Source organism: Thermococcus sp. Bubb.Bath, from assembly GCF_012027595.1.
GTDB lineage: Archaea > Methanobacteriota_B > Thermococci > Thermococcales > Thermococcaceae > Thermococcus.
In genome coordinates, this window is sequence record NZ_SNUR01000001.1 from 309849 (window position 1) to 334269 (window position 24421).

A 24421-nucleotide genomic window follows, 5' to 3' on the forward strand; every position below is an offset into this window, starting at 1 on the left:
TCACTCTTTCCAGCGCGGGTTGTCTACAACCTTGACTTCCCCGTTCCCCTCGATGATGAGCTTGGAGAAGCCCTTCTCGGCTATTGAGCCGTAGTCATGGCCTGCATCAGCTGGATAGACCGCGAGGAATATGAAGGGCTCGTCTCCGGTGTTGACGGTTCTGTGGGCCCAGTAGGGTGGAACGTAGACCACTGTGCCTGGCCCCATCTCGATCCACTCGGCCTTCCCTTCAGGCGTCTGAAGGAGCATTCCTCCCTCCCCCTTGATGCCGTAGTATATCTCGGCCCTGTCGGCCTTTGCGTGGAAGTGTCCCTTAGTGAAGAAGAACTCCTTTCCGACCTTTCCGGGATAGAGGACGGTTGTTGCGAAGTTGAGGTCGCCGTCCTTCTCCTCCTGCTCGATCGCGTAGACCTCGTAGACAACGGGGTCCTCCTTAAGGAGCTCGTTGTAAGCCTCTTCATCCTGGAAGTAGCCCTTAAGGTTACTAAGCCTCCTGACGAGCTTCTTGGCGCCGGGGATGACGCCGGTCTCAAGGTTTATGTTAACCCCCATGGGGAGCTTGTACTCCATCAGTATCACCAAAGAACATTCTCACAACCCCTATTTAACCTTTCCCTTTTGTATCACTGTGAGTGTTATACAATTGTGTTCAACGCGTAGGCTATCCCAATGGCCACCGCCCAGTAGCCGGCGTTCCAGCGGAGGACTTTCCATCCATCCAGCGGAGGTATGGGCCAGAGGTTGAAGAAGGCAAGCCAAGCGTTCACCATAGCCGTAACTCCCACCGTAAGTCCAACGATTCCCCCTGAAAAAGGCCTTCCCGCTAAATGAAGGGCCAGGAAGATAACCGCTATTAGTATGTTTGTCGCAGGGCCGGCGAGAGCTGTTATGCCCATGGCTCTCCGGTCAATGATGCCGTAGAGGCTGTATATCTGGACCGCTCCCACTGCGGCGAATATCCACGTGCTCCCTGTCAGGGCCTTGGTCGCAACTCCAAGGAGAAGGGCCAGCACAATCCCGGTGTCCCACCTTCGGTAGACCGCGTAGTAACCAAAGCGCCGGGCCACCCATCTATGGGCCAGTTCGTGAAAGACAAACGCCGTTAAGATTGCGATCGCCGCGGGAAGCATCATGCGGGGGTTGAAGTCAGAAAACAGGAGCAACAGGACAAGAAAGGAAATCGCTAAGTCCTCTACCTCGCGGCGATTCATCTAGCTTTCACCTCAATTTTCTTGCCGAGAACGAGCTCGGCAGCCTTAACCGCCGCTCCTCCTGTTCCTACAGCGATTCTAACCTGGTCCTGGGGTACATAGACGATTATCTTGTCCCCCTCGTATTCGACTTCCAGTACCTCGACGTTGAGCATCTTCCTCAGGCGCTCGGTTATATCGTTCATGGCCACTCCCCATTCAGATAACGAACCCTAAGTTATAAATGTTACCCAGAAGCTGTGGAGAATCAAGGAGGTGCGCTATGCCCTCCCTGTGGCCGAGTCCCACAACCGCGACGATTCTGGGCCGTTTTATTCCCCTCATTCTGAACTCATCCACGGCGGAGATTAGGTTGCGGGCCATGACGGCGTTCCTCTCCTTGACGAGAACCCGGTAGAGATATGGGTACCTGTTCCTGAATTCGAGCGTCATTTCCCTGTACGATTCCACAGGATCTCCTAGTTCCTCCGCGGCGGCGCTTCCCACCCCTGGGAAGAAGAAGGAGAGGCCCTCAAGAGCCAGAAGAAGCCTCTCCCTAATGGGAGCGGCCAGTATTTTTGACATTATCATCCTTATGTCCTCGTCTATAAGGATGAGGGGGACTCCAAGCCTTCCCGCGGCCTCGATGGCCGCAAGCATCTCGCCCCCAGGGGCCATCCCAAACTCCTCCCCCAGCCTCTCCTCGAACTTGGTCAGGAGATAGCTAACCAACCCAGAGCGCCCGAACTGGAGGCTCTCCTTCAATCCCGCCTTTACCCCCGATGTAATCCCCCTGAACCTCAGGGGATCGAGCTCGACCGCTACGGCTGTAGGTCTCTCCCGCTCTATCGTCTCCAGAACCTCTTCTCGACTCCTCGGCGACACGTGCATGGTTCCTATGAGCGTAACGTACTTCAGGTAGCTCACGCCCCCGCTCATCGTTTTTCCTCCATGATGTTTCTGAGCTCCCAGGTGCCCGATTTGAAGGTTATTACGTCGAAGTCCCTCGGGACTACCGTGTTAACACTAAGGCTCTCGCATATGTTAAGGGCTTCTTTTTTGTACTCCTCATAACTGTAGCGGAAGGCCCTGTGGAAGAGAGCGAGGAGCTTCACCTTCGCCCTTCTCGCTGTGTCGCAGGCCTCCTTGACTGTGGAGTGGTAGCTCTCTCCCCTGTCCCTCGGGCTCAGATACGTCGCCTCATGGATAAGCAGGTCGGCCCTCTCCGAGAAGAGCCTCACCCGCTCACAGGGCTCCGTGTCGCCGGTGTAGACAACCTTTAGGCCCTTCCTTCTTGGCCCAGTAACGTCTTCTAGGCGGATTATCCTTCCGTTCCACTCTATCTGCCCTTCCCTCTCCAGCTTCCCAAGTATGGGTCCTTCCTCAAGTCCGTACTCGGCGAGCTTCTCCCTTAGGAACTTCCCCCTCCTGTCTCTCTCCTTGAAGACGTAGCCTAGTGCTGGAACCCCGTGTTCGACCTTGAAGCTCCACACCTCGTAGTCCCCAAACCTCAAGCGGGTCTCTCCAAGCTCGTGAACGTGGATATCGAATCCCGGTCTGAAGAAGCCGCTGTTCAGTAGGTGTTGAATGAATTCGAAGGTGTACTTTGGCCCGTAGATGTGGAGCGGCCTTTCCCTGTCCCAGAGGTTCATCGTTTGAATTAGTGCAGGAATTCCAAGGTAGTGGTCTCCATGGAAGTGAGTGATGAATATTTTATCAACTTTCATCGGACTGAGCTTTGCCGTGTTCATCTGTCTAATCGTGCCCTCCCCGGCGTCGAAGAGGATTATCTCCCCCTTATAGCGGAGGGCTATCGCTGGCACGTTCCTTTCGCGCGTTGGCATTATGCCGCCGGTGCCGAGGAAGAAGACTTCGAGCATATATTTACTTTTCCCTGCCCTTTTAAATCTCATCCCATCTGATAATTTCACCAGCACACCCTCTCTGAAATCCGCGGGAGTTTATGGTTTCATTTCAAGGGGTCTTCTGATAAAAAGAGTTAAAACTCCACAGAACGTACACGTTATGGTGAAGCAACATGGAGGAGATTCTGAAAGTTATTGAAGAGAAGGACACAAAAAAGCTTGCAAACCTTCTTTACTACAAGATTGACGAGCTGGAGGATGAACAGCTCGAGGAGGTTCTGAAGAAGGCCGAGGAGCTGGCCCTTGAGCAGAAGGACTACGAGCTCTACAAGCTCGTCGTGTATTACTATCACGAGTTCCTTGAGGTGGACAAGATAAGCGAATTCGAGGAGCTGGCCGAGAAAGAGGGCTCCTTCGAGGCTAAATTCCACCTCGCTGACCTGTACTTCCTCATCGGCGAGCTTGAGAAGAGCCTCGCCCTCTACGACGAACTCCTTGAGGAAGAACTCAAGGGAGGAAACCTAGAGCACATAGCGGAGATCCAGTACAACATGGCCCTCATACGTGAGGAACTCCAGGACTACGAGAAAGCCTACGAGCTCCTTGAGGGGGCAGAGGAAAACTACGAAAAGCTGGGGGACAGGGAAAGACTCCTCCATGTTCGCGTTTATAAGGCATACGTCCGGTTCGAGATGGGGGAAACCTACGAGGCCAAGGCCATGCTGGCCTCCCTCCTCCCGGAGGCAATGGAGCTCCAGAACGGGGGGCTCCTCGCTGAGATCCACATGAGTTTTGAGGAGATTTTCGAGGAGGATGAGGATTACGAGGCCGCCCTTCAGGAATGCCTCTACGCCCTCCTCTGGGCTAGGGGAACGGAGTACTACGACGTTGCTTTTGATACACTCGTCGATGTGCTCTGGCAACTCTTCCTCGATGACGACTTTGAGACGGTTTACAACAACACCCCGATGTTCAGGGATGCACTTCCAAATCTGGACGGCTTCTTCGAGGGCGTGCGCTACTTGGCCCTCTACAAAGACGGTCGCGTAGAGGAGTCGAAGCTCAAGGAAATCGTGGAAAAGGTGGAGGACAGGCGGCTCATCGACCTACTCCAGTTCCTCGGTGAGGCCGAGCTTTGAGGCGATTTCGAGGGCCCGTTCCATTATTTTTCTTCCCATTTTATCCTTCCCACCAAGCCTGGAAAACAGGGCGTAGTTCTTCTTTATCTTGGAGAAAAGTCTCTTAGCTTCGTCGGGAGGGGAGTTAACTGCTATTCCCAGCCTCGTGAAGTCAATCGCCATCTCCACCAGCGCGCAGTCTGCTCTGCTAAACGGCCGTGGGGGGAGCAATCCGGGAATATCCGCCTTGGGAAAGAGAGAACAGCTCAGAATCTCTGTCGTTCCGAGACTATCGGAGTGAGCCTTCCGAGTACATCCAACGTCTCCGTAAACGCCTGGAAGTCCCTTAATCCACCTGTATGGGCCCGACTCCTCAAAGGGGAGCTCAGAATCCAGTGGAATGTTGAGGGCCAGTCTGACTATAAGACCGACATCGTTGGTGGCCTGGAGGGCGGCGTGGGGCCACTTCACCAGCTCCTCAGCACTCCTGCCGCCGAAGAGCTTGAACGAGAGAGCCTTTTCCCTTTTAACAACACCCACGGGGGTGACATTCGTTCGTGTGACGAGGAGCATCTCGTAAACCTGACCGTCACTCAGGAGGTCGAGTAGTGTCACATTAAACCACCGGGAAAAATAGGGAGGAAGAATTTAAAGCTGCTGCTTTGGCAGTATGAGGATGTCGTCCCTCTTGATGTGGAACTTGACCGGCATCGTGGGCCTCAGGTCCCGATGTCCCTTGAGCCGATCGTCCTCGCTATTATCCTCGTTTCCCCAAACAGCCCAATGACTCAATGAAGAAGCCATAGTGGTCCACGAGGTCGACGGTTCCTTCGAGGGTTATACTGTCTTCAACCGGCTGAAGAGTGATGCGCTCCGGGCCTCCTCTGTATTTTTAAGGTTTTGTTACAGCCCAAATGGCAATATACTAAACTGAGCGGAGACTTTTTCCACTGGTATGTTAATATGGGTTTTGGTAGGTAGATTAAGTTTAAAAGAGCCGGAGAATAGTGGAGACACTGGAGATGAGGCGAAGATGGTAGAAGCCGTAGTGGCCAGGAACCTCATGATATACTACAGCAGTAAACCAGCCCTCTCAGACGTTAACTTCGAGCTTAGTGAGGGGGATACCCTGCTTCTCCTCGGCCCCAATGGGGCAGGAAAAACGACACTCCTCAAGGTTATAGCCGGGTTTCACAGAGAGTATCAGGGTGAACTGCTCGTTTTTGGGAGAACCCCCCTGGATGCAAGGGAGTTCGTCTCCTACGTGCCCCAGAGTCACTCCCTCAACGAGAAGGTCCCCCTGACGGCTCTGGAGGTTGTGGCCATGGGGGCCCTGTACAGGAATGGGATACTCCATGTGAAAATTCCGGAGGAAATTCTTGAGAGGGCCGCGAAGGCCCTGGAGTTCGTTGGCCTTGGAGGCATAGTGGATAAACCGTTCAAAAACCTCAGCGGAGGTCAGAAACAGAGGGTTCTGCTTGCGAGGGCCCTTATAAGCGACCCGAAGCTCCTCCTCTTAGATGAACCCCTTTCGGCCCTTGACCCATCTGCCAGGGCGGAAGTGACTTCAGTTCTATCAAAGATAAAATCAAAGAGGGGCATAACGATGATTATAACAACCCACGATATAAACCCCCTCTTGGAGATCGGGGACAGGGTAATGCTAATCAACAAACGTATGATAACCTTTGGAAAGCCAGACGACGCCTTGAAAGACGAGATAATAAAGGCCGTGTACGGGCCCCTCGCGAGGGTCATAAAGGTTGAGGATAGACTGTACTGTATAACAGGTGACTTCCACATATTCGGGAGGGAGAAAAAGTGATTCCTGATTTCATAATCCGGGCCGTACTGGCCAGCATAACCGTCAGCGTCCTCCTTGGCCTGCTGAGTCCGCTGATAAACATGAAGGGGCTCGCTTTCTTAACCCACGCGATATTCCACGCTCTCCTCCTCGGTGCAGTGCTGGGTATGATACTCGGCCTCCTCCTCAATAACCTGGCCCTCGTCACGTTCGTGGCCATGGTGGTTACCGTTATTACAGTTCTTCTAATAGCTGAGATAGAGCAGCATGGATTCTCCCCAGATAGCGCAGTTGGAATCGTGGCCAGCTTCGCGGCTGGCCTCGTCGTCCTCGGTTTTGGCCTCCTCTACAAGGTGATGGCGAGCAGACCGTACTTCCCGCTGAGCGAGAACATAGTGTCCTACCTTACAGGCGAGATATTCCTCGTGACCACCTCCGACCTCCTCGTGCTGACCTCCATAGGGTTCTTCGTCCTCCTCATCATCCTGCTCTTCTACCGTGATTTCATATACCTCAGCTTTGACCCGGATGGAATGGAGAGTTACGGTGGGAGAACTCGCTTCTACCTCTACCTCCTTTACACGCTCGTGGGGCTCATCGGGGCGTTAATAGTGCAGAGCGTCGGTCTGGTAACCCTCCAGGTCATAGCGGTTCTCCCTGGTGCGATAGCAATGATGCTTGGCGGCGATATTAGACGCATCACCCTGGCAAGCCTCTCCGTTACACTGACCATCCAGCTCTCCTCCGTTCTTATAGCGTATTTCACGGCCATTCCTCCCAGCGGTATCGCCACGATAATACTCGGCGCGGTCTACGGCGCACTAATCATGAGGCGGTGAAGATGGGAAGGAAGCTCGCTGGAATCGATGAGGCTGGAAGGGGGCCGGTGCTCGGCCCGATGGTGATAGGAGCTGTCGTCGTCGACGAGGAGAAGCTTCCCCTCTTGAAGGAACTGGGGGTAAGGGATTCAAAAAAGCTGACCCCAAAACGAAGGGAGCGCCTCTTTGAGGAGATAATCAACATCGTCGACGATTACGTCCTTCTCGTTTTTCCACCCCAGCAGATTGACTCAAGGGAGGGAACTCTCAACGAGTTCGAGGTTGAGAACTTTGTTGGGGCCCTCAACTCTCTCAAATTGAAGCCCGACGTCGTTTACATCGACGCGGCCGACGTGAAGGAAGAGCGCTTTGGGAAGGAGATTGGGAGCGGGCTTGACTTCAAAGCTGAGATTGTGGCCGAACACGGGGCCGATGACAAGTTCCTCCCCGTCTCGGCGGCATCGATACTGGCTAAGGTGACGAGGGACAGGGAGATAGAGAAGCTGAGGGGGGAGTACGGCGAGATAGGCTCGGGATACCCAAGCGACCCCAGGACGAGGAAGTTCCTAGAGGAGTACTACCGGAAACACGGCGATTTCCCGCCCATCGTCAGAAAGACCTGGAAGACCCTGAAAAAGATAGCGGAAAAGATAGGGGCCGAGAGCGCTAAAATGGAGAGCAAAGGACAGTTGACGCTTGAAAGCTTCATCAAAGAGAAAAAGGAGGCTGACCTCCTCCCCGCCCTGAGGGGCGAGGCTTTCGGAAGAAAAAAGTGAACAATCTCAGAGCTCCTCCACATCGAGCTCGATGGGCTCCCTTTCGGGGGTCTCTTTAGCATTCTCTCCCTTCTTATCCTCTCCTTCCGCGCTCTTTTCGCCCTTCTTTGGCAGTCCTCCAGGGCGCGGCTCCTTCTTCTTCGGCAGTCTTGGGGAGGAGTTCTTCCTCGGTAGCCCGTCTTCAGCGACGTAGACCATGGGAATCAGAGGAGGAACCCGCATATCCGCCACAGGAGTAGGGACCTTTTCTTCTTCCCCGGTTTTTCTCTTGGATTCAACGTAGCGAACGAACCTGCCTATCCTGCAGAGCCTGCCGAGCCAGAGAAGGTAGTCCAGTAGAGAGTCAGTGAAGGCCTCCCACTTGACGAGGTCGTAGAGGAAGACCCCCATCACGATGGCAGCTTCTGGGACGAGGGCCGTTGCGTAGAAGCTAAACTGCGTCTTTCCGCCCATAACGTACTGGAGGGCGAAGAAAAGGACCGTGCTCCAGAACACACCGAATGGAATCAGCGCTCCCTCACCGCGCCTCTTCCATACGTACGGAACCGCGAAGATTGCCACGACGGCGAAGAGGAGCAGCGTTGGGTTGGTGTTCGCCACGACGTCCGGGTTGAAGTGGAAGTGGAAGGAGTTTCCGTTGTAGAACCACTCCCAGAAGGGGGCCGTCCACGGGTTTGGGCCCTTGTAGCTGAGATGCCACTTGAAGCTTCCGAGAAAGTCGCGGAGCCACTGATGTAGACCAACGACCTTGATGGCCGGGATCTCCGGGAGAAGGAAGCCCACGAGGGGCAGGATGAGGGTAACGTTGAGGAAAAGTCCAAGTTCCTTCAGCGCGTCCCTGCTTGAGTAGCTGAACTCTGCCAGCGCCAGCAGTGAGAGGAGCGTCAGAACCTCGAAGTACTTCGCGTCCCAGTAGTCAGCCAGGTATTCTGCGTAGGCGACGATGGCACCGCCGATGAGGGCGAGGAGTATTATGAACCTGATGGTTTTCTTCCAAGAAACTTTCTTCCTTGCATCTGCCACCAGCTGAAGGAAGAGCACTGGGTAGCCAAAGGCACCGCTGAGCTTTGTTGCTGCTGCCAGTCCCACTCCGAATCCAGAGAGGTTCCTCCAGCCGTAGATGAGGAGGAAGACGAAGAGCCCGACGAAGAACGCAACGTAGATGTCGAGCATGGCTGCGACCGCAGTCGCCTGGAGTGTCGGGTCAACTGCGACGAAGAAGAGTGCTATGAGCGAGGCGAGGTAGCTCCGGGTTACCCTGTAAGTCGCCAGGAGAACGAGGAGCTGGAGCAGTCCATAGAGGATTATGCCCGGGAGGCGCCATCCCCTTGGGTCGTCCCCGAAGACCAGCATCCCCAGCATTATGAAGTCCTTTCCGAGGAAGGGATGCTCCGTGTTGAGGTAGTTCTGAATGTTATCCTTGTCTGGATAGTGGAAGCCAGTCACAGTGTATGCTTTTCCCTCCGGGATTTTCTTTAGGTAGTCCATGAAAGCCGGGAGGTTCTTCCGCGGGATTTCGACGTACATGCCTGGGAAATTCTGATAGACTATAGTCGCCGAGGAGTTCCCGTCGCACATCATCACGGCCTCATCCACTATGTAGCGGTACTTGAGCATGGCATCCTCATTGCTGAATATGATGTTGACTCCTTCATAGCCGTTGTGAATGTAGTGCGGATCCATTCCAAGCAGGTGGAGAGTGTTGCGGGAGGCGGGGACGTACCACACCTCGTCTCCAATGTAATCCTGCAGGCTGCTCTTCGTGGCGGTGTCGTAGGCGTACCAGAGCGATGCCCCTATCATACCGACGGCAAGGAGGAGAAACAGAATGAACTTTACACCAACATTAAACCTTCCGATTTTTACCATGCTACCACCTGGAGTGTTTTGGAGCGTTTCCTTTTAAGTTTTGGGCGAAGCTTTTAAAACCCGGCAGGGCAACGGGATGTGATGATGGCGGAGATCACGGAAGAGCTGATCGAACTCGCGGTAGGGCTCATAAAGAAAGGATATGACAATAGGAGGCTCCGTGCCAAACTCGGGGGGGACTGGGAGCTCATAGCGGAGGTTGCCAGGGCCAGAATAAAGGCAAAGGACAAGTTCTCCCGCTCGGACCTCTGGATGGACATGGAGGGCCTCCGCTACGCCACCCACGAGGTCGTTGCCAGATACCGCGCTGAAAGAATGCGGGAGTTCGGGATAAAAAGCATCGCCGACGTTTCCTGCGGCATAGGAATACAGCTCATCTTCTACGCGATGAACGTGGAAAGGGCCTATGGTATAGACATAGACCCGCTCAAAATCGAGTTCGCCAAACGGAACGCCGAGAAGTACGGGGTTTCGAACATTGAGTTCATTAACGCCGATTCACTCTCACCGGAAACCGTTGAGAAAATCGACGCCGAGGTTATCTTCTCCGACCCGGCAAGGCCCCCTGAAGCCCCCGAGAGAAACCTTGAAGGGCTCCTGCCAAGTCCGCTTAAAATATACGAAGCTTACAAGAAGAAGACGGATTCGTTCATATTCGACCTCCCCCCACAGATGAGGAGGGAGAAAGTCCCCTGGAAGGGCGAGTTTGAGTACATAGGCCTGTTCGGCGCGCTCAACAGGCTCACATTTTACACAGAGCCGCTGGAGAAGGCGGAGCGGAGCGCGGTCATCCTTCCAGCAGGGGCAAGGCTTGAGAGCGATCCGACCCTGGAGAACATCGTGGAGTGGACCGAAGAGCCCAACGAGTACCTCTACGAGATACCACAGGCCGTTGACTACGCGGATTTAATAAACGAGCTCTTCCACAGGCTTCCCGTCGAGGCAAAGATGCTCATGAGGGAGAAAAGGCGCGTTCTGGCAACGGGAAGCGAGCCGGTGGAGAGCCCCTACCTAAAGCGCACCTACCGCGTTCTCGCCGTCCTACCTTTCCACCCGGTCAGGATAAACGACTTCCTAAGAAGGGAGGGCTTTGGAAGGGCCACTCTAAGAATAAGCGTTCCGGAGAGAGATTACTGGAAGATACGGCGGAAAATCGAGGAGAACCTGAGGGGTGAGAGGAGAGCGTTCGTCTTCAAGGTTGGGAAGAGGGGAATTATCGCCGAGGAACTATAGCTCCTCAATTTTGGCGTTTCTAATTTTCTTGGAGCCGATCCTGAGCCCCTTAAAATAGTTTATGTGCTCTTCAGGAAGAAAAACATCGAGCTTGGTCTCCCTTAGGCGTTTTCTCTTCTTCTGAACGTTCTCCGGTTTTTTGACCGAGATCCCCGAGCTTAGAAACTCGTCCAGCTTCCGGTCCATGATTTCAACCAGGGAGAATAGGGGAGGGGGTATAAAACTTTTTCCGAAATGCCATATCGAAAACGTTTTATCCATTCAGTTCAACACACTTCAGGTGGTTTAGATGAGGATCGAAAAGTTGAAGGAGTTCATAGCCAAGAAGGAACTCGACGGTGTTTTGATAACGTACAAGCCCAACCTGTTCTACTTCACGGGCTCCGCCCCGGTTCTCGGCGGCTACCTCGTTGTCACTGCCGATGAAGAGCTCTTCCTTGTTCCCCAGCTTGAGTACGAGGAGGCCAGGAAGAGCTCGAAAGTCCCCGTCGAGTACTTCAAGAAGGGAGCCGACCTGTACGAGAAGCTGAAAGCTTTCAACCTCAAGAGGCTCGGCATCGAGGGCAGGACGAGCTACTCCAGCGTCCAGAACCTCAAGGAGAAGATTGGAGCTGAGGATTTCGCCCTCATTGACGACGTCATCAAGGAGCTTAGAATGGTAAAGAGTCCTGAGGAGATAGAGGTCATAAGACAGGCCTGCAGGATAGCTGACCTAGCAATGGAAACCGCCATCGAGGAGGTACGCGAGGGGGTTAAGGAGAGGGAAGTGGCCGCGAAGATGGAGTACGTCATGAAGATGAACGGGGCGGAGAAAGTAGCATTCGATACGATAGTGGCGAGTGGGTGGCGTTCGGCCCTTCCGCACGGAATAGCGAGCGACAAGGTGATAGAAAAGGGGGATCTCGTCGTCATCGATGAGGGCGCGCTCTTCAACCACTACCACTCGGACATGACGAGAACGGTTGTGGTCGGCTCGCCGAACGAAAAGCAGAGGGAGATATACGAAATCGTCCTTGAGGCCCAGAAGAAGGGTGTCGAATCTGCCAGGCCTGGAATAACTGCCAAGGACGTCGACACCGCCGCGAGGAACGTCATCGCTGAATACGGCTACGGGGACTACTTCATCCACTCAACCGGACACGGAGTTGGCCTTGAAATTCACGAGTGGCCTGGGGTGAGCCAGTACGACGAGACTGTCCTGAAGCCGGGGATGGTGATAACCGTCGAGCCAGGAATCTACATTCCTAAGTTCGGAGGGGTGAGGATAGAGGACACCATTGTCATCACGGAGAACGGTGCCGAGAGACTCACCAAGACGGAGAGGGAGCTGATCTGACTTTTCTCCTTTTTCTGCTAAAACCTTTTATGGATTGGGTTGATCTCTTTTCTGGGAGAGAAATGGAGACGAACACGATAGCCAACTCGAAGGGAATAAACTTTTCAGGGTACTTCACAGTCAGCGAGGAGGAACTTGAAGAACTCTATCGACTACTGGAGGATGCTAAAATGAATGGGAGAAGGCTTGAGGACGTTCTCTTGGAGGTGGGAGGATGCAGATAATTCACCGGGACATAAAGGAAGGTAAGGTCAAAGTGAAGGCTGAGACCCTCGACGACCTCTGGCACCTCTACCACATAATCGACCCGGGGGACACCGTTTACGCCAAAACTCTCAGGAAGCAGGCCCAGAGGGCAGATTCATTGAGGGCTGAGAAGGTTGAGGTCATTCCCGTTTTCCTTGGGGTTCAAGCCGAGAAGATAAACTTCCACAAGTTCGCCAACCAGGTTAGGGTTACAGGACCGATAGTCTACGCCAGCAGGGAAGACGTGCCGCTGGGCAAGTACCACACGATAGCGATAGAGCAGGGGACGGTTGTCACAATCCAGAAGCCCCGCTGGAAGGAGCACCACATTGAGCGCCTTAAGGAAGCGGTTGAGGCCTCAAAGCGCGCCCGTGTGATGATAGTTGTGATTGATGATGGGGAGGCAGATATGGCTCTCGTGAGGGAGTACGGGGTTGAGGTGCTCAACAGCATCCGCCACAACCTTGGGGGAAAGCAGTACAGAACGGACAGGGAGAGCGAGGAGATGAGGTTCTTCCACGACGTTGCGAGAACGATGGAGGAGATAATGAAGCGCGAGAACGTTGAGAAGGCGATCGTTGCCGGGCCAGGTTTTGTTAAGGAGGACTTCTACAAGTTCCTGCGTGAGAAGTACCCGGAACTGGCGAAGAAAGTCGTCATCGAGGATACGAGCGTCACTGGTAGGACGGGCATCTATGAAGTCATAAAGCGAGGCATAGTGGATAAGGTCTACCACGAGAACCGCGTGGCAAAGGAGATTCAGCTTGTGGAGAAGGTGCTGGAAAACATAGCGAGGAACAACGGTTTGGTCGCCTACGGCCTGAAAGAGGTCGAGGAGGCGATTAACTACGGCGCCGTCGAGACGCTTTTAGTCCTCGACGGGCTCCTTAAGGGCGAACTCAGGGGGAAGGTCGAGGAGCTGATGGACGCGGTGAGGTACTCCCGTGGGGAAGTTGTGGTGGTAAGCTCGGAGCACGAGGGTGGGGAAAAGCTGAAGGCTCTTGGTGGGTTGGCAGCTCTGCTGAGGTTCAGGGTGAAGTAATTTCCCTTTTCCCTCGGCAAGACTTCGGAAACCACTAGCGCCAGCAGTTTTTTCAGAAGATTAATTTTATGACCTCCTAATTTAAAAACTCCGTTTTTATTGGTTTATTGGGGCTTTTATGAAGAAAACCTCATCGGAGGAAGGTGCGCTTTAGCAGGCTGTAACTAGAATAGGATGGAGAGCGGAACTCCTGCCAAGAATCCGGCGAATATTGAGCCGACTAAGGAGATTCCGGTAACGGCATCAATGGGCTCCCCTTTACTTGGGCCCATTGTGTACTTTGTGAGAATAAACATCAGCGCAGAGGAGAGCAGGGACACGATTACTGCCTTCCTGTCGAGAAGCTTAACGTCTAGGGCGGCCGCGAGTACTAACACCGTGAGGATGATTCCAAAGATGAGGGCACCCAGACAAAATGGGGTAACGTCTATCGAGCTTTTGCCTTCGTAGTGGAGGTTGGATGAGTACATTGCGACGTCTGCTCCAACGACGAAGGATACGAAGACTATAAAAAGTGCCACCCATGTTGAAGGCTCTCCCGAGAATTTTCCCGTTAAGAGCTTGTTCACTAGCACAAAGACTGTGAGAGATGCCAACAGGGTCACCACAAACGCGAAGAAGCCCGAGATCACGGCTAGTAGGTTAGATACTTTAATGTAGTACTCAGCCCCTGCCACGATGAAGATGGAAATGAGCGCTACCGCAAACGCCGCGCTTGGGTGAGTTAGACCGTGAACCTGCGGATAAAAGAGCCAGGATGGAATTAGGCGGGAGGATGTGAGTTTGGGAAGCCAGAGGAATAAGGGAGTAGCCGGGAGAAACATGGCCGGGCCCACAGGATATCTTATTTCCTCTGAGTACAGGGCCGTCCCCGTTATAACTTGGAGACCGTAGGGAATGAAGGCTAGGGGTCCAAGGGCCATGAAGTAAAGGGCTATGATGTAGACGTCTCCCTCGGCCATTTCCTCGATGACGGTGTTCTCTATGTACCCGAGCATCAGTCCGATGAGGCTCCAGTCCAGGGCGCTTCCCCCAGGCATGTAGTAACTGCTCAGGACTGCCACGGGGAGTGCGGCGAGGAAGACGTAGGTTGCTTCCTTTTCCTTGTTCGCCCCGAGGAGCAGGGAGAAGGCAACGAAGAAAATTGCAACTAAAAAGCTGTAAATTATCCTTCCGTAGTTTCCTACGAAGAAGCCTATAAAAGCCGAAATGGCAAAAATAGGGAATATAACGAAATCTCTGAAGTCGGTCCACGCGAACAGGAGAAGTACGAGTCCTATCCCCTCGACCATGTTCACTTTGGAGTCAGAACTAAAGGTCTCATTCAGAAAATAGATGCTAGCTATGAGTAAGTATATGAACCCTATGTCCCTCCACCAGTAGGGGTCCTCCTCTGCTGTAGTTCCGGAGCTCATCGAATGTTGTGGATGTTTATGGTTTAAATGGGTTTCTATCGACTTAGGATTTTGGGGAGAAATATTAATAACAACAGCAGTCTAACTGTAGGAGGTGATGCTATGAGAGCCTACGTGACCACCGTGGGGACTTCCCCCCAGGCCGTTCTTAACCCTCTGTGGTACCTCATGGAGGTTAAAGGCTGGATTCCGGATGAAGTTTACCTGTTTTGGAACGATGGAGTTACCAGACACCTGGAAACTGCAGTGAAACTCATAAAGCGGCTCTCAAGAGCGTACGGGGTCGATATAAAGCTCTATGCAGGCGAGGGCGAGAAGTTCAGGGAGGAGGACCCCGTTGAATTCAGGGAGAAGGTGTCGGCACTGCTGAAGAACCTCAAGGAGAATGAGTATGAGGTGGTGGTCGACATAACCCCCGGGAGGAAGTTCATGAGCGCCCTCCTTCTGGGAGCGGCTTACGGTGTTGGTGTCAGCGAGGTGACCTACCTGCACCTCTCGGAGTGGACGCGCTACATCGGGGGGCTTCTGTTCGAGATACCGATCGTGAAGCAGGAACTGTTCACGATGAGGGAGCTCACGGGTAGAAGGGGGAGTATCAGGTGGCCGGGCAGGAGAAGGGGCGAAGCCAAGAACGTGAAAACCGACAGGAAGGGTTTGATGGCGGTTCTGGATTCGTTCTATCTGGACGGTGAGAGGAAGTTTACGGTGAAGGTCTCGGGGAAAATCATCGGGGACGTGTCCCTTGGGGAGGACGTGGCTTACCGCGTTCCCCGGAACATCGACCTCAATGACGGGCTTCACGGGGACGTGGGAATACTGAAACAGGCCCTTATAGCTGGGGGAATGGTGCCCGTTGTCAACTGGAGCGAGCTGATTGGGCTCGTCAAGACATTGAAGTCCGGCGGGAGGCCCGTTTACATCGGCTTCGATACAAACGCCCTCCTCATGAGGATGGCGTCGCGGGTTCTCGATGAGCCCGCCTTGAGAGAGCGGAACAATCTGATAGTAGATTTTGTCTACTCCGACGAGGTTCAGGTTGAGGTCAGCAGAATAGCCAACGGGTACAAGCTGCCCTACGATAGGGAGCTCGGCAACTTCTCCAACCAGCCGGGTCCGAGGGCCAGGCTCGGTGCCCTGGGGGTCGTGGAGCTTGAGAACCTCAGGGATGCCGGGGCAGAGAGGGCAAACTCAAAGGAAACCTTCGAGGGGGACACCAAGATAGCCCTCGACTACAAGGCCTTTGCCGAGGAGAAGCAGGCCAACGTCATCGTGATAACACTCGACGACAGGGCCTATGCCCAGATGAGTGCGCTGAAGGGGAGCGGGCTGGTACCGTTTAAGCTCGATGTTCCCTTTTCCCTCGGCGAGACCTATGGGGGATCATGGGGGGTCATGAGGGACACCCTCTACACCCTCGCCGTCACGCTCGGGGAGATACAGGCCGGACGGAGCAGAATCCTTGGAGTCTGGCCAGGGAAGGGGGAGCCGGACTGGAGGGCCGAGAGGGTTGAGGTAAGTGGGTTCAGGCACAGCAGGATACTGGAGGCCTTAAAATGAGCGGTGAAAACCCGGGGCAGAAGAGAAAAGTGCTGGCGTCTGCGTTCATAATCGGAACGGCCTTGCTTATGTTCGTCCCGGACACGATGTTCAGAAAAAGTGAAGGCGAGCACCTGCTCTTCGTTTTCATTTCCATTGTTCTTTTTATTATTTCCTTGATACTCGCTGAAAATGCTGGATGGGGCTTTAGGGGCAATAAAAAACCGCTGATCGGGGATTTCGTGAGGCTCTTCCTGTCGAGGTACTTCGTCGGGGAGATGACGACATCCCTCTACGGGCTCCTAATCTTCGTGGTCTTCGCGGCCATACTGACGGCGTGGCTTCCCGACAGCATAGAGAACGAAAACTGGGTTTGGACAGTTGGTTTGGCGTTCTACTTCCTCGGAACAATATTCCTGACGGCGTGGGTTTACCCCGCACCGAAGAAGGAAAAGGAGAGGTCGAACAAACCCGTCCCGACGAAGTACCTGGTCTACGGCCTGAGCAGGCCCACGAACTGGGAAATACTTGAGAAGATCAGTCCCGACTGCAGGGAGCTCAGGAGGAACATCCCCTTTAAGAAGGAAAATAACGAGTGGAGGGCCCTGACAGAGGAGGAGATAAAAGAGCTCCAGGAGAGTGATCGAGGAGGAAGACCGCCTGTTCTCAACCTGGTTCCCCTATACGCCTCGCTCTACTACAGGAGGAAGAGGCTTGAGGGAGTTTACCTCCTCATAACTGATGATCATATCGCGAAAAGCGAAGACGTGAAGAAGTACCTCAGAGAGTTCTTTGAGAGGGCCTCCTCCAGGGAATGCCTGAACGTCGGCTTCACCGTGCACTGGTGGGATGGGGGAACCCTGGAAATAGGAAACGGGGAGGAGAGGAAAGTTGAGGTAAAGTTCGTGCACGTAAAAACCGGCCAGAACGTCAGGGAAGTCTTCAAGGAGATATTAAACTCGGAGATAAACGACATCATTGAGCAGGACAGCGAGGAAGTAGCATTCAACATAACGGGTGGAACCGCGGCAATGAGTGCCGCCATGATGCTCCACGCCGTCAGAGGGGACGCCCACGCGGAGTACATGTGGCAGGGAAAGCAGTACTTCAACCACGAACCCGTGGAAACGCAGGAGAAGCAGTACTCCAACGGCGAACACAAGGGGACGCTGGCCGCAGTGGACGTTGACATCTTCGACCTCGACGTCCTCGTGAGGGAGATGAGGGAGTACTTCGAGAGGGAATACGAGAGGAAGCTGCATGAGAAGTAGCTCCACAGGAAAAGATTTCAGTGGAGGAGCCTTTTCCTCTCCTCCTCAAGCTTTACCCTCTCGGCGAAGACTTTGAGGAACTCTATCAGGGTTTTTGCGTTCTCCTTCGTGTAGACCAGCCCAAGCGTCATTCCCGGAAACTGGAACTCGGCAACACTCTCGTAGAGGGTGAGAACAGCGGTTTCGCCGGCCTCGGCGCCGAAGAGCAACTCAAGAAGCTCGCTGCCTCCCTCAATCTCGACCTCATACCTTGGATAAACCCTCATTCTCGCCACAAAATCACCTCCCAAACTTTTTACGGAAAGAAAAGAAAACTTACAGGAGGGCCTTCATCTCCTCCGGCGTGAGAACCTTCTCGGAGTACTTGGCTATGAGGTACGCGAGGGCGAGAACGTTCTCCTTCGTGAGTTTGAGCCTCACACTCCCAAAATCACTCTGCAGAAGGGCGTAACCGGGGCGGAATACCATCGAGATTTCAACGGGGCCGTCCGGAGTGTCGAGTTCGAGAACGTAATATTTCAAATCCACACCCCTCAAGAGAACACCTCCGGGAGTTTTTTTATTCTATCCAGAACGCTGGGAAGAAGAGCCACTGCCTCGCTAAATTCCAGGGGAGTTCCTGAAACGGCAGGATAATGGAAGTAGCCTGGAGTTTATAAAGTTTTCGGTCAGGGGCCGGTGGGAAACGTTTCCTCCCAGGCCCCAATCTCTGCTGCGTACTCCCCAATGGGAATGAATAACATGGAAAAGATGGCATAAGCGACGAGCGCGACCATTTCAAAGACGTAGTACCAGTGCGCCAGGAAGAAGCCCGCGACCACAAACGGCACGATGCCGGCGGCCCCGCTGGCCTTCTCAACGGTGCCCGTGTTGTAGAGGAGAAGGGCGGTGATGAAGCCGTTCACGACGCCAGCCGCAATGAGACCGAGGGAGACGTAAACCGGGGGTATCAGGAGGACTGCGAGGATGCCGGCCATCTTCAGGTTGAGGGTGAGCTTCTCCCCGAGGAAGTCGAGCAGGTACGGTAACCCCTCAGCGGCTTCACCCACGCGGTACAGAAAATCCCCAACACGCTCCGCGAGCATATGCATCACGTTCCAAACTTTTACAAGTACCCCAGAGGGGGTAGCCTTGCAGTATCGCACTCTCAAACACCATCTTAAAAACGTTTGGATTCCTGAAACATCGGCCTTCCAAACCAAGCCGGCCCGGAAAAATAAGAACTGCAAATTGAGGTATACCCACACCAGTAGGTACGTCTCCACACATCATAGTTCTGAAACAACCTGAAACATAAGGAAAATACGACAGGGAATAGAGGAAACAAACCTCAGGGTTTCCACACATCATAGTTCTGAAACAACTTCAAAACATGGTACTACATCCTACAGTTCGGCATGCCGCTCTGGTTTCCACACATCATAGTTCTGAAACAACGACAAAATATGATAAATATAGGATAATCTGCCACAACGACGCGTTTCCACACATCATAGTTCTGAAACAACGAAAAAATCTGGAGGTAGGAAGATGAGACATATGGGGAAACTTATAAAGTTTCCACACATCATAGTTCTGAAACAACACGACGATGTTTTCGGAGGGACAAACATGAAGTGTTTTGGCAGGTTGTTTCCACACATCATAGTTCTGAAACAACGGTTCACTTTTTTGTCCCTTTGGACATATACGTTATTGTAAGAACTTCTTATAAGCTTTTCGCTCCTTTGACGGTCGGAAAGTTATGGTCACGGGGCTCTTCTATGGAATCATCGGCCATAGTAACCCCTTAACTTGGGGAACCTCAGGGCTTTTAGGGCTCGGTAGGGGAAGCCAGAACGATGGACGGTAACTGCAGGGCAGATCCCCGTTTTGTCGCGCTGAAGAAGGACAGTACCCGGAAATCACTCCACGTATCTTCCGGGAACGTCCCCTGTTCTGTCGGAGGAACCGTTAGAATGCCCCGAATTAACGCCCTCAGGAAATAGTTGGATTTTGGCCTTTTTGAAATTTAAAGCCTTGTAGAGTCCTTTTCCCTTTGAAAAAGAGAAAACAGCCGACTTTAATTTCCAAAGTTCAACTAATTACGTTTAAAAATTGTAAAATTGAAAAGTCCTCTCGCCAGTTATTTTTGTTATCAGGGGTATGGCATAGCATATCCCTCCATCTATCTCCTTTGATACGCCCGATAACAACTAAAGGAGGCCGAACGTTCCCCCCATAGGGGCGTCTTCCAATGTAGTTGGATTTCGGTTTTCTCGTTAATCAGGTTAATACAACCGGAAGAAAAGGCGAGTGCGGTGGTGTTCCAATCGTTTGAGCAAGAAAAAAGCAAAAAGATACGCTTAACGGGTGGTAGCCTTTGTATGGTGGCTTTTGCGTCACTTCCACCAGGGTTTGAAGGCCCTGTACGTGGACCTTCCGAGGAGGTGCCTCTTCAGCTTTCTCGCCTCATAATCCATCATGAAGCGGTACGTCATGCTCCTCTTCCAGGGCTTGTAATAGACGGTCCTCCTCAGGGTGTCGGTTAGGGCCGAGAGTAGCTTTCTCTTGCCCTCCCGTGAGAGGTAGACGGCTTTTCCCTTCTTCACGAAGTCAGACTTTGAGAAAATACCGTTTTGGAGGGCTTCTCTGATCGTGGAGAAGACGTAGAGGGGCTTGAAAACGTCGGCCAAATCGAGGGGCAGGGAGTGCCTCCTGTCGCTGGCAGAGTGGAGGTAGCCTATCGACGGGTCGAGGCCGGCTTTAACTGCTGAGGAGAACGCCAGACCATAGACAACTGCATTAGTGTAGCTTATGAGGGCGTTCACGTCATCTCCGGGCGGCCTTCTTGTCCTTTTAAAATCTTCAACGCCAATGGCTTCCCCGAAGTAGCGGTAGTAGTGGGTCCAGAGTTCCGCCTCCTTCCCCATGACTTCATCGACGGTTTCACCATCGACCTTAACCGAGTTCAGCTTGACCGGATTGACCCCCCAGCGGGAGAGCGTGAAGGCCATCGTGTTCTGGATTCCCTTAACTATCTCCCTCGCGATGTGGAGCCTCTTTTCCGGGTCGAGGTGGTGCTCAGCCTGGGCCAGGTGGAGCTTTCCGCGCGGGGAGGCGTCGTTGATGAAGGAGCCCTTGTAGTCGCCTTTAACCGTGTAGAAGTGAACCGGAATACCCTTGTCGCTCAGCAGGTCAATGGCCCCGCTCGTGAGCGAGACCCTGGAAAGGCAGTGTATCTCCTCGACCTGGGCGAGGGGTATGGCCCTCTTCACGAGCTCGCCGACGAAGAAGAGCGCGTTTTCCTCCCTCTCAAGCTTCCCATGCTGGGTGATGAAGAGCGGGTACTTCATGGGGGACACCCCCAATAGTACAACCACAAGGGTAAAAGCATTTTGGTGGGGATTGCCTTTTTCTCCCGAAAGCCCCATACCTTGGAGCTGGGGGGAGTTTGAGGTGTCGTGCACGTTGATAACATTAGCTTTAGGAAATGTAAAGTTAGGGGATTGGGCGGGCGAAAATAGTGCATGCAGTAGCTTTAGGGAATGTGAAGCTGTGGTGTGAGAAGAAGGGGGTTCACTCGTCATGTGGCGTACACAGTTTTTGCAAGGTGAGAAAAGGGTGGCACATTTTTGGTTTAACGTGTGCGAGAAGGTGAAACAGTTTTTCGAATTAAATTTGAAAAAAAGTAGAAAAACATGAAATGTTGGGGTGCAACTATAATACGCGTGAGAAACTCACGCGTGTTCACGTAGTTTTGCCCGTATTTTTTTGTTGCTGTGCATAATTTTGTTGCAGGTTTATCATTCCTGCCTGCGTGAACTACCCCGTCCTTTCGGGCGGGGCTTCCTGCTTCATAAGGAAGACTTGCCCCGTGACAACAGCCTCATAAGACACGACACGGGGTAGAGGTCTTCCCTCCACAGGCAATCCGGGTCGTCCCAACCCTTCATCCAAACCTTTTCTCAATATGTTGAGGGAAGCGTTCAAATCCCTATCCATCACCAGCCCACACTTCGGACAGCGAAAAATCCTCTCCGAAAGAGGCAATTTCTCCACTACAAATCCACAACGGGAGCAAGTCCTCGAAGTGTAGGCTGGCTCAACGAAAACAACCCTCCGACCAGCTCTCTCAGCCTTGTCGGAGAGTATCCTAATGAAAGCACCGAGAGAAGAATCGAGCAGATGGCGGTTGAGGTTTTTATGACCGTTCTCAACCATATTCTTCGCTTTTAGTTTCTCCACGACAATGACATCATAATTCCGGACGTAGTAGAGGGCGAGCTTGTGCAGGAAGTCCCTCCTCTGATTGGCCAGCTTCTCATATGCTTTGGCCAGCTTCACCCTCTCTTTTTCCCAGTTCTTTGAGCCCTTTTGCTTCCTTGAGAGCCTTCTCTGTATTTTCTTAATTTTTTCAAGGGATTTCTCAAGGAACAGCGGGTTCTCAAAAGCGTTACCGTCGCTATCAACGACGAAATTGGCTACTCCCAAATCAATCCCGACTGCTCTACCTGTTTTGGGTAGCGGTTCTGGTTCTTCCTCGACCTGAAAAGTAGCATACCACTTCCCAGTCTTCGTCCGCTTTATGATTACACCATTAACAGTGCCCTTAATTCTCCTATGGAGCTTTATGGGGACTTCTCCAATTTTGGAGAGGTGCAGTCTCTTCTTCTCCTCGTCAAGCTTGAAACCGCTTTGGTTGTAGTTCAGCGACTTCCAGCTATTCGGTGAGGTCTTGTATCTAAGCCCCCCAACTTTATGTCCGTTCTTTTTTAGAGCCTTCAGGACGGTTAGGTTGTTCCAGAGCTGGTGGTTCACCATTTGGAGGACTTTGGAGTAAACTTCCTTGAGTTCGGGATTTTCCTTCTTTAATTCAACGATTAGCCTTTGGGTGTCGGTTCTCCTTAGCGAAGGGTTTTCCCGTATTGTCCTCAATAACTCGTTGTAGAGCCAGCGACAGACTTCCATATGTTGGAGCATCTTTTCCTGCTGTGCTTTTGAGGGATAAATTCTGAAGCGGTAGGAACGCATCAACTCTTCTCACCTTGGCTCTCAACGTAAGCTTTGAGAACGTCGAGGGTCACCTGTCCAGAGGTTGCGAGGAAGTATGAGGGCGACCAGAAGGCGTTTCTCCAGAGTTTTTCTTTCACTTCCGGGAAGTTCCTGCGTATTTCCCGTGACGTGATTGTCTTTAGGGCGTTGATGTATTTTGGTATGTTGAGGGTGGGTTTTGCCTTGAAGAGGATGTGAACGTGGTCTTGGTCTGTCTCGATGGCGAGAACTTCTACCTCGTGGGTTTCTGATATTTCGTGGATTTTCTGTTTGAGAAAGTCTATTATCCTATCATCTGTAAAAACTTTTCTGCGGTATTTTACGACTAAAATGAGGTGGTAGTAGAGCGAATAGACTGAGTGTGCTCCTTTGTCAATTTTGTATTTCATAGTTATCCAAAATTTGTACAACTATGAAAGTATCTAAGGGTTTAGGGCTTTCATCCCCTCCCTTTCGGAAGGGGACTTCCCGCCAGAATAGGTTAAAATTCGGGACATCAACGTGCACCAACATTATGACGGAGAATGAACTTTGGGGCCCTGTTTTGTTGTGCAGTTTTTCCACTGAATCTTTCATTACCGCCTATAGTTCAAAGGTTCCTCTTCGTCGGAGCCCTACCCCCCGAACGAACCCTTTTTGCACTTCCCTTTTCAGGTGGGGGGTGAAGGCAGAACACCCGCAGCACGGATCCCTTCAGAAGACCTGAAGCTGCCGACCTCTTTCCCGGCAGGCCCCACCGGGACGGGCAGAGGGGCCCAGGAACTTTAGAAAATGTAAAACAAATTGTTCACATAGAAAAGGGGATACGAGGAAAAGCCCCCGGAAACGCGGAATACTCTTTCTTCACGCCTTGCTTTGGCAGTTCTGAAACCATTCTCCCATTTAAGTGATACACTTGAGTATGTGGTGTCCATGTTTTCTAGACCGAGGGTAGCTCGGAAACGGAACTGGAGGAGCTCCTCAAGCCCGATCTCTCCCACAGCTTACATTTTCCAGACCGAGGGTAGCTCGGAAACGAAGATCAGGGAACCACCAAGGAAATCCCCGTGCTCGCCAATTTTCCAGACCGAGGGTAGCTCGGAAACCGGTAGCGTCAAGGAAATCCCCGTGCTCGCCATAGAGCTATTTTCCAGACCGAGGGTAGCTCGGAAACTGGCGCCGGAAAAAGCACCCTCGCGAAGAAGGTTGTGAAATTTTCCAGACCGAGGGTAGCTCGGAAACGGGGTTTGCCAAACCAAGGACACCTCGTACATGGGAGGCAATTTTCCAGACCGAGGGTAGCTCGGAAACGGTTAACTTTTTTGCCCCGCTGGGCAGGTAAAGTGACGAACTCATTCCTTATAAGTATTTCGGTTCTCTGACGGCGTGGAAAATAGGGCACAGGAGGGCTTTTTTCGTATTAACTTCCATAGTAAAAACGCCATCTGGGATTGGGTGACCCTTCTTCTTTGGAACCGCCTTCCGGAAATCGTCCTTGGATCCAATGGAGGATTTTTAACGCTCTTAACCAAGAATTGGCCTTTTTCCTCGGAAATTGTTCCACGTATATTCTTTGAAAACGCCCCGTTAGCCCAAAGAAGCCGGGAGAGGCCCCCGATCGGAGGCGAAATAGAAATAGTTGGATTCTCGCCTTTTTACAAAAAACGGTGTTATTCTAACCGATTTTGGTTGGAAAGTCAGTTTCCCCGGACTTTGATTTTCGAAGTACGAATTTTAACTTCTCAACATTGTAAAATGGAAAGGCGCGTGGAGGCCCTAAAACTCAAAAAGGAAAGATTTCATTGGAGATCGCCCCACCTATCTCAGCTATCGTGCCTGAAAAAGGCAATAGAACTGGCTTCGTTCCTTCCCTTAACTTCCATCTGGGG

Annotated in this window: 25 protein-coding genes and 2 CRISPR repeat arrays; of the genes, 10 read left to right on the forward strand and 15 right to left on the reverse strand. The window is 52.6% G+C overall.

Annotated features, from left to right (window positions below):
* The 5 genes from pgiA to E3E29_RS01705 form a co-directional block, all read right to left on the reverse strand.
* Nucleotides 1–570 carry a glucose-6-phosphate isomerase gene (pgiA, locus tag E3E29_RS01685; protein WP_167909795.1) on the reverse strand — a complete coding sequence of 190 codons (570 nt, stop codon included), beginning with the start codon at nt 568–570 and terminating at the stop codon, nt 1–3.
* 65 nt (nt 571–635) lie between these two features.
* The gene (locus E3E29_RS01690) at nt 636–1211 is read right to left on the reverse strand and encodes a site-2 protease family protein (protein WP_167909217.1); all 576 of its coding nucleotides are present in this window, start codon (nt 1209–1211) and stop codon (nt 636–638) included.
* Nucleotides 1208–1396: a KH domain-containing protein gene (locus E3E29_RS01695; protein WP_167909796.1), complete on the reverse strand. Its 189-nt coding sequence runs from the start codon at nt 1394–1396 to the stop codon at nt 1208–1210. Before E3E29_RS01695 ends, E3E29_RS01690 begins: the two co-directional genes overlap by 4 nt.
* Nucleotides 1397–1409: 13 nt before the next feature.
* Nucleotides 1410–2117 carry a TraB domain-containing protein gene (locus E3E29_RS01700; protein WP_167909797.1) on the reverse strand — a complete coding sequence of 236 codons (708 nt, stop codon included), beginning with the start codon at nt 2115–2117 and terminating at the stop codon, nt 1410–1412.
* Nucleotides 2118–2125: 8 nt separating this feature from the next.
* Nucleotides 2126–3070 (reverse strand): ribonuclease Z, encoded by a 945-nt coding sequence (locus tag E3E29_RS01705; protein WP_167909218.1) that lies wholly within the window; start codon nt 3068–3070, stop codon nt 2126–2128.
* A gap of 158 nt (nt 3071–3228) precedes the next feature.
* On the opposite strand from E3E29_RS01705, the gene E3E29_RS01710 reads away from it, so the two are divergent.
* A complete protein-coding gene (locus E3E29_RS01710) occupies nt 3229–4194 on the forward strand; it encodes a hypothetical protein (RefSeq protein WP_167909219.1) in 966 nt (321 codons plus the stop codon).
* On the opposite strand, the gene E3E29_RS01715 is transcribed toward E3E29_RS01710, so the two are convergent.
* Nucleotides 4162–4788, reverse strand: coding sequence for a DUF447 domain-containing protein (locus E3E29_RS01715; RefSeq protein ID WP_342764645.1), 627 nt, complete (start codon nt 4786–4788; stop codon nt 4162–4164). The two genes, E3E29_RS01710 and E3E29_RS01715, sit on opposite strands and share 33 nt — an antisense overlap.
* Nucleotides 4789–5206: 418 nt before the next feature.
* Here E3E29_RS01715 and E3E29_RS01720 point away from each other — a divergent pair, with 418 nt between their 5' ends.
* The 3 genes from E3E29_RS01720 to rnhB are packed head-to-tail and all read left to right on the forward strand — an operon-like array spanning nt 5207 to nt 7571.
* Complete coding sequence (locus E3E29_RS01720) at nt 5207–5998, forward strand: metal ABC transporter ATP-binding protein (protein ID WP_167909220.1); 792 nt, start codon at nt 5207–5209, stop codon at nt 5996–5998.
* On the forward strand, nt 5995–6816 hold the full coding sequence (locus E3E29_RS01725) for a metal ABC transporter permease (RefSeq protein WP_167909221.1): 822 nt from the start codon (nt 5995–5997) through the stop codon (nt 6814–6816). Before E3E29_RS01720 ends, E3E29_RS01725 begins: the two co-directional genes overlap by 4 nt.
* Nucleotides 6817–6818: 2 nt before the next feature.
* Nucleotides 6819–7571 carry a ribonuclease HII gene (gene rnhB, locus E3E29_RS01730; protein ID WP_167909799.1) on the forward strand — a complete coding sequence of 251 codons (753 nt, stop codon included), beginning with the start codon at nt 6819–6821 and terminating at the stop codon, nt 7569–7571.
* Nucleotides 7572–7577: 6 nt separating this feature from the next.
* Here the strand turns inward: rnhB and E3E29_RS01735 are convergent, their stop codons facing one another.
* The gene (locus E3E29_RS01735) at nt 7578–9440 is read right to left on the reverse strand and encodes a dolichyl-phosphate-mannose--protein mannosyltransferase (protein ID WP_206205743.1); all 1863 of its coding nucleotides are present in this window, start codon (nt 9438–9440) and stop codon (nt 7578–7580) included.
* An 81-nt stretch (nt 9441–9521) separates the two neighbouring features.
* On the opposite strand from E3E29_RS01735, the gene E3E29_RS01740 reads away from it, so the two are divergent.
* A complete protein-coding gene (locus tag E3E29_RS01740) occupies nt 9522–10673 on the forward strand; it encodes a methyltransferase domain-containing protein (RefSeq protein ID WP_167909222.1) in 1152 nt (383 codons plus the stop codon).
* Here E3E29_RS01740 and E3E29_RS01745 read toward each other — a convergent pair.
* Nucleotides 10668–10859, reverse strand: a complete 192-nt coding sequence (locus E3E29_RS01745) for a PCNA-inhibitor (protein WP_167909223.1) — start codon at nt 10857–10859, stop codon at nt 10668–10670. The genes E3E29_RS01740 and E3E29_RS01745 overlap by 6 nt on opposite strands.
* A 103-nt stretch (nt 10860–10962) precedes the next feature.
* On the opposite strand from E3E29_RS01745, the gene E3E29_RS01750 reads away from it, so the two are divergent.
* The 3 genes from E3E29_RS01750 (at nt 10963) to E3E29_RS01760 (ending at nt 13297) form a co-directional block, all read left to right on the forward strand.
* Complete coding sequence (locus E3E29_RS01750) at nt 10963–12009, forward strand: Xaa-Pro peptidase family protein (RefSeq protein ID WP_167909224.1); 1047 nt, start codon at nt 10963–10965, stop codon at nt 12007–12009.
* Nucleotides 12010–12071: 62 nt separating this feature from the next.
* Nucleotides 12072–12233: a hypothetical protein gene (locus E3E29_RS01755; RefSeq protein ID WP_240922726.1), complete on the forward strand. Its 162-nt coding sequence runs from the start codon at nt 12072–12074 to the stop codon at nt 12231–12233.
* Nucleotides 12224–13297, forward strand: coding sequence for an mRNA surveillance protein pelota (locus tag E3E29_RS01760; protein ID WP_167909226.1), 1074 nt, complete (start codon nt 12224–12226; stop codon nt 13295–13297). Before E3E29_RS01755 ends, E3E29_RS01760 begins: the two co-directional genes overlap by 10 nt.
* 164 nt (nt 13298–13461) lie before the next feature.
* Here E3E29_RS01760 and E3E29_RS01765 read toward each other — a convergent pair whose 3' ends face one another.
* Nucleotides 13462–14712: a hypothetical protein gene (locus E3E29_RS01765; protein ID WP_167909227.1), complete on the reverse strand. Its 1251-nt coding sequence runs from the start codon at nt 14710–14712 to the stop codon at nt 13462–13464.
* Nucleotides 14713–14814: 102 nt separating this feature from the next.
* On the opposite strand from E3E29_RS01765, the gene E3E29_RS01770 reads away from it, so the two are divergent.
* Entirely contained in the window at nt 14815–16269 is a 1455-nt protein-coding gene (locus tag E3E29_RS01770) for a hypothetical protein (protein ID WP_167909228.1), read from the forward strand.
* The gene (locus E3E29_RS01775; protein WP_167909229.1) at nt 16266–17519 is read left to right on the forward strand and encodes a hypothetical protein; all 1254 of its coding nucleotides are present in this window, start codon (nt 16266–16268) and stop codon (nt 17517–17519) included. The genes E3E29_RS01770 and E3E29_RS01775 overlap by 4 nt, the downstream gene beginning before the upstream one ends.
* A 17-nt stretch (nt 17520–17536) precedes the next feature.
* Here the strand turns inward: E3E29_RS01775 and E3E29_RS01780 are convergent, their stop codons facing one another.
* The 6 genes from E3E29_RS01780 to tnpA form a co-directional block, all read right to left on the reverse strand.
* Nucleotides 17537–17794: a hypothetical protein gene (locus tag E3E29_RS01780; protein WP_167909230.1), complete on the reverse strand. Its 258-nt coding sequence runs from the start codon at nt 17792–17794 to the stop codon at nt 17537–17539.
* Between the two features lie 40 nt (nt 17795–17834).
* Nucleotides 17835–18041 (reverse strand): hypothetical protein, encoded by a 207-nt coding sequence (locus E3E29_RS01785; protein WP_167909231.1) that lies wholly within the window; start codon nt 18039–18041, stop codon nt 17835–17837.
* Nucleotides 18042–18187: 146 nt separating this feature from the next.
* Nucleotides 18188–18664, reverse strand: coding sequence for a hypothetical protein (locus E3E29_RS01790; protein ID WP_167909232.1), 477 nt, complete (start codon nt 18662–18664; stop codon nt 18188–18190).
* A 112-nt stretch (nt 18665–18776) separates the two neighbouring features.
* Nucleotides 18777–19179: direct repeats of the CRISPR family, unit length 29 nt; unit sequence GTTTCCACACATCATAGTTCTGAAACAAC.
* A 721-nt stretch (nt 19180–19900) separates the two neighbouring features.
* Nucleotides 19901–20854: a CRISPR-associated endonuclease Cas1 gene (gene cas1 / locus E3E29_RS01795; RefSeq protein ID WP_167909233.1), complete on the reverse strand. Its 954-nt coding sequence runs from the start codon at nt 20852–20854 to the stop codon at nt 19901–19903.
* A gap of 469 nt (nt 20855–21323) precedes the next feature.
* On the reverse strand, nt 21324–22481 hold the full coding sequence (locus E3E29_RS01800) for a transposase (protein WP_240922727.1): 1158 nt from the start codon (nt 22479–22481) through the stop codon (nt 21324–21326).
* A gap of 50 nt (nt 22482–22531) precedes the next feature.
* The gene (gene tnpA, locus E3E29_RS01805) at nt 22532–22942 is read right to left on the reverse strand and encodes an IS200/IS605 family transposase (RefSeq protein ID WP_167909235.1); all 411 of its coding nucleotides are present in this window, start codon (nt 22940–22942) and stop codon (nt 22532–22534) included.
* Between the two features lie 525 nt (nt 22943–23467).
* A CRISPR array of direct repeats spans nt 23468–23845; the repeat unit is 29 nt; unit sequence ATTTTCCAGACCGAGGGTAGCTCGGAAAC.
* Nucleotides 23846–24421 lie beyond the last annotated feature (576 nt).

Bases quoted from the DNA above. Each gene is read 5' to 3' on its own strand.
- E3E29_RS01770 (WP_167909228.1), top strand. From the start codon at position 14,815: ATGAGAGCCTACGTGACCACCGTGGGGACTTCCCCCCAGGCCGTTCTT.
- E3E29_RS01720 (WP_167909220.1), top strand. From the start codon at position 5,207: ATGGTAGAAGCCGTAGTGGCCAGGAACCTCATGATATACTACAGCAGT.
- E3E29_RS01800 (WP_240922727.1), bottom strand. From the start codon at position 22,481: ATGCTCCAACATATGGAAGTCTGTCGCTGGCTCTACAACGAGTTATTG.
- E3E29_RS01755 (WP_240922726.1), top strand. From the start codon at position 12,072: ATGGAGACGAACACGATAGCCAACTCGAAGGGAATAAACTTTTCAGGG.
- tnpA (WP_167909235.1), bottom strand. From the start codon at position 22,942: ATGAAATACAAAATTGACAAAGGAGCACACTCAGTCTATTCGCTCTAC.
- E3E29_RS01765 (WP_167909227.1), bottom strand. From the start codon at position 14,712: ATGAGCTCCGGAACTACAGCAGAGGAGGACCCCTACTGGTGGAGGGAC.
- E3E29_RS01760 (WP_167909226.1), top strand. From the start codon at position 12,224: ATGCAGATAATTCACCGGGACATAAAGGAAGGTAAGGTCAAAGTGAAG.
- E3E29_RS01775 (WP_167909229.1), top strand. From the start codon at position 16,266: ATGAGCGGTGAAAACCCGGGGCAGAAGAGAAAAGTGCTGGCGTCTGCG.
- E3E29_RS01745 (WP_167909223.1), bottom strand. From the start codon at position 10,859: ATGGACCGGAAGCTGGACGAGTTTCTAAGCTCGGGGATCTCGGTCAAA.
- E3E29_RS01735 (WP_206205743.1), bottom strand. From the start codon at position 9,440: ATGGTAAAAATCGGAAGGTTTAATGTTGGTGTAAAGTTCATTCTGTTT.
- rnhB (WP_167909799.1), top strand. From the start codon at position 6,819: ATGGGAAGGAAGCTCGCTGGAATCGATGAGGCTGGAAGGGGGCCGGTG.
- E3E29_RS01740 (WP_167909222.1), top strand. From the start codon at position 9,522: ATGATGGCGGAGATCACGGAAGAGCTGATCGAACTCGCGGTAGGGCTC.
- E3E29_RS01690 (WP_167909217.1), bottom strand. From the start codon at position 1,211: ATGAATCGCCGCGAGGTAGAGGACTTAGCGATTTCCTTTCTTGTCCTG.
- E3E29_RS01710 (WP_167909219.1), top strand. From the start codon at position 3,229: ATGGAGGAGATTCTGAAAGTTATTGAAGAGAAGGACACAAAAAAGCTT.
- E3E29_RS01695 (WP_167909796.1), bottom strand. From the start codon at position 1,396: ATGAACGATATAACCGAGCGCCTGAGGAAGATGCTCAACGTCGAGGTA.
- E3E29_RS01705 (WP_167909218.1), bottom strand. From the start codon at position 3,070: ATGCTCGAAGTCTTCTTCCTCGGCACCGGCGGCATAATGCCAACGCGC.
- cas1 (WP_167909233.1), bottom strand. From the start codon at position 20,854: ATGAAGTACCCGCTCTTCATCACCCAGCATGGGAAGCTTGAGAGGGAG.
- E3E29_RS01750 (WP_167909224.1), top strand. From the start codon at position 10,963: ATGAGGATCGAAAAGTTGAAGGAGTTCATAGCCAAGAAGGAACTCGAC.
- pgiA (WP_167909795.1), bottom strand. From the start codon at position 570: ATGGAGTACAAGCTCCCCATGGGGGTTAACATAAACCTTGAGACCGGC.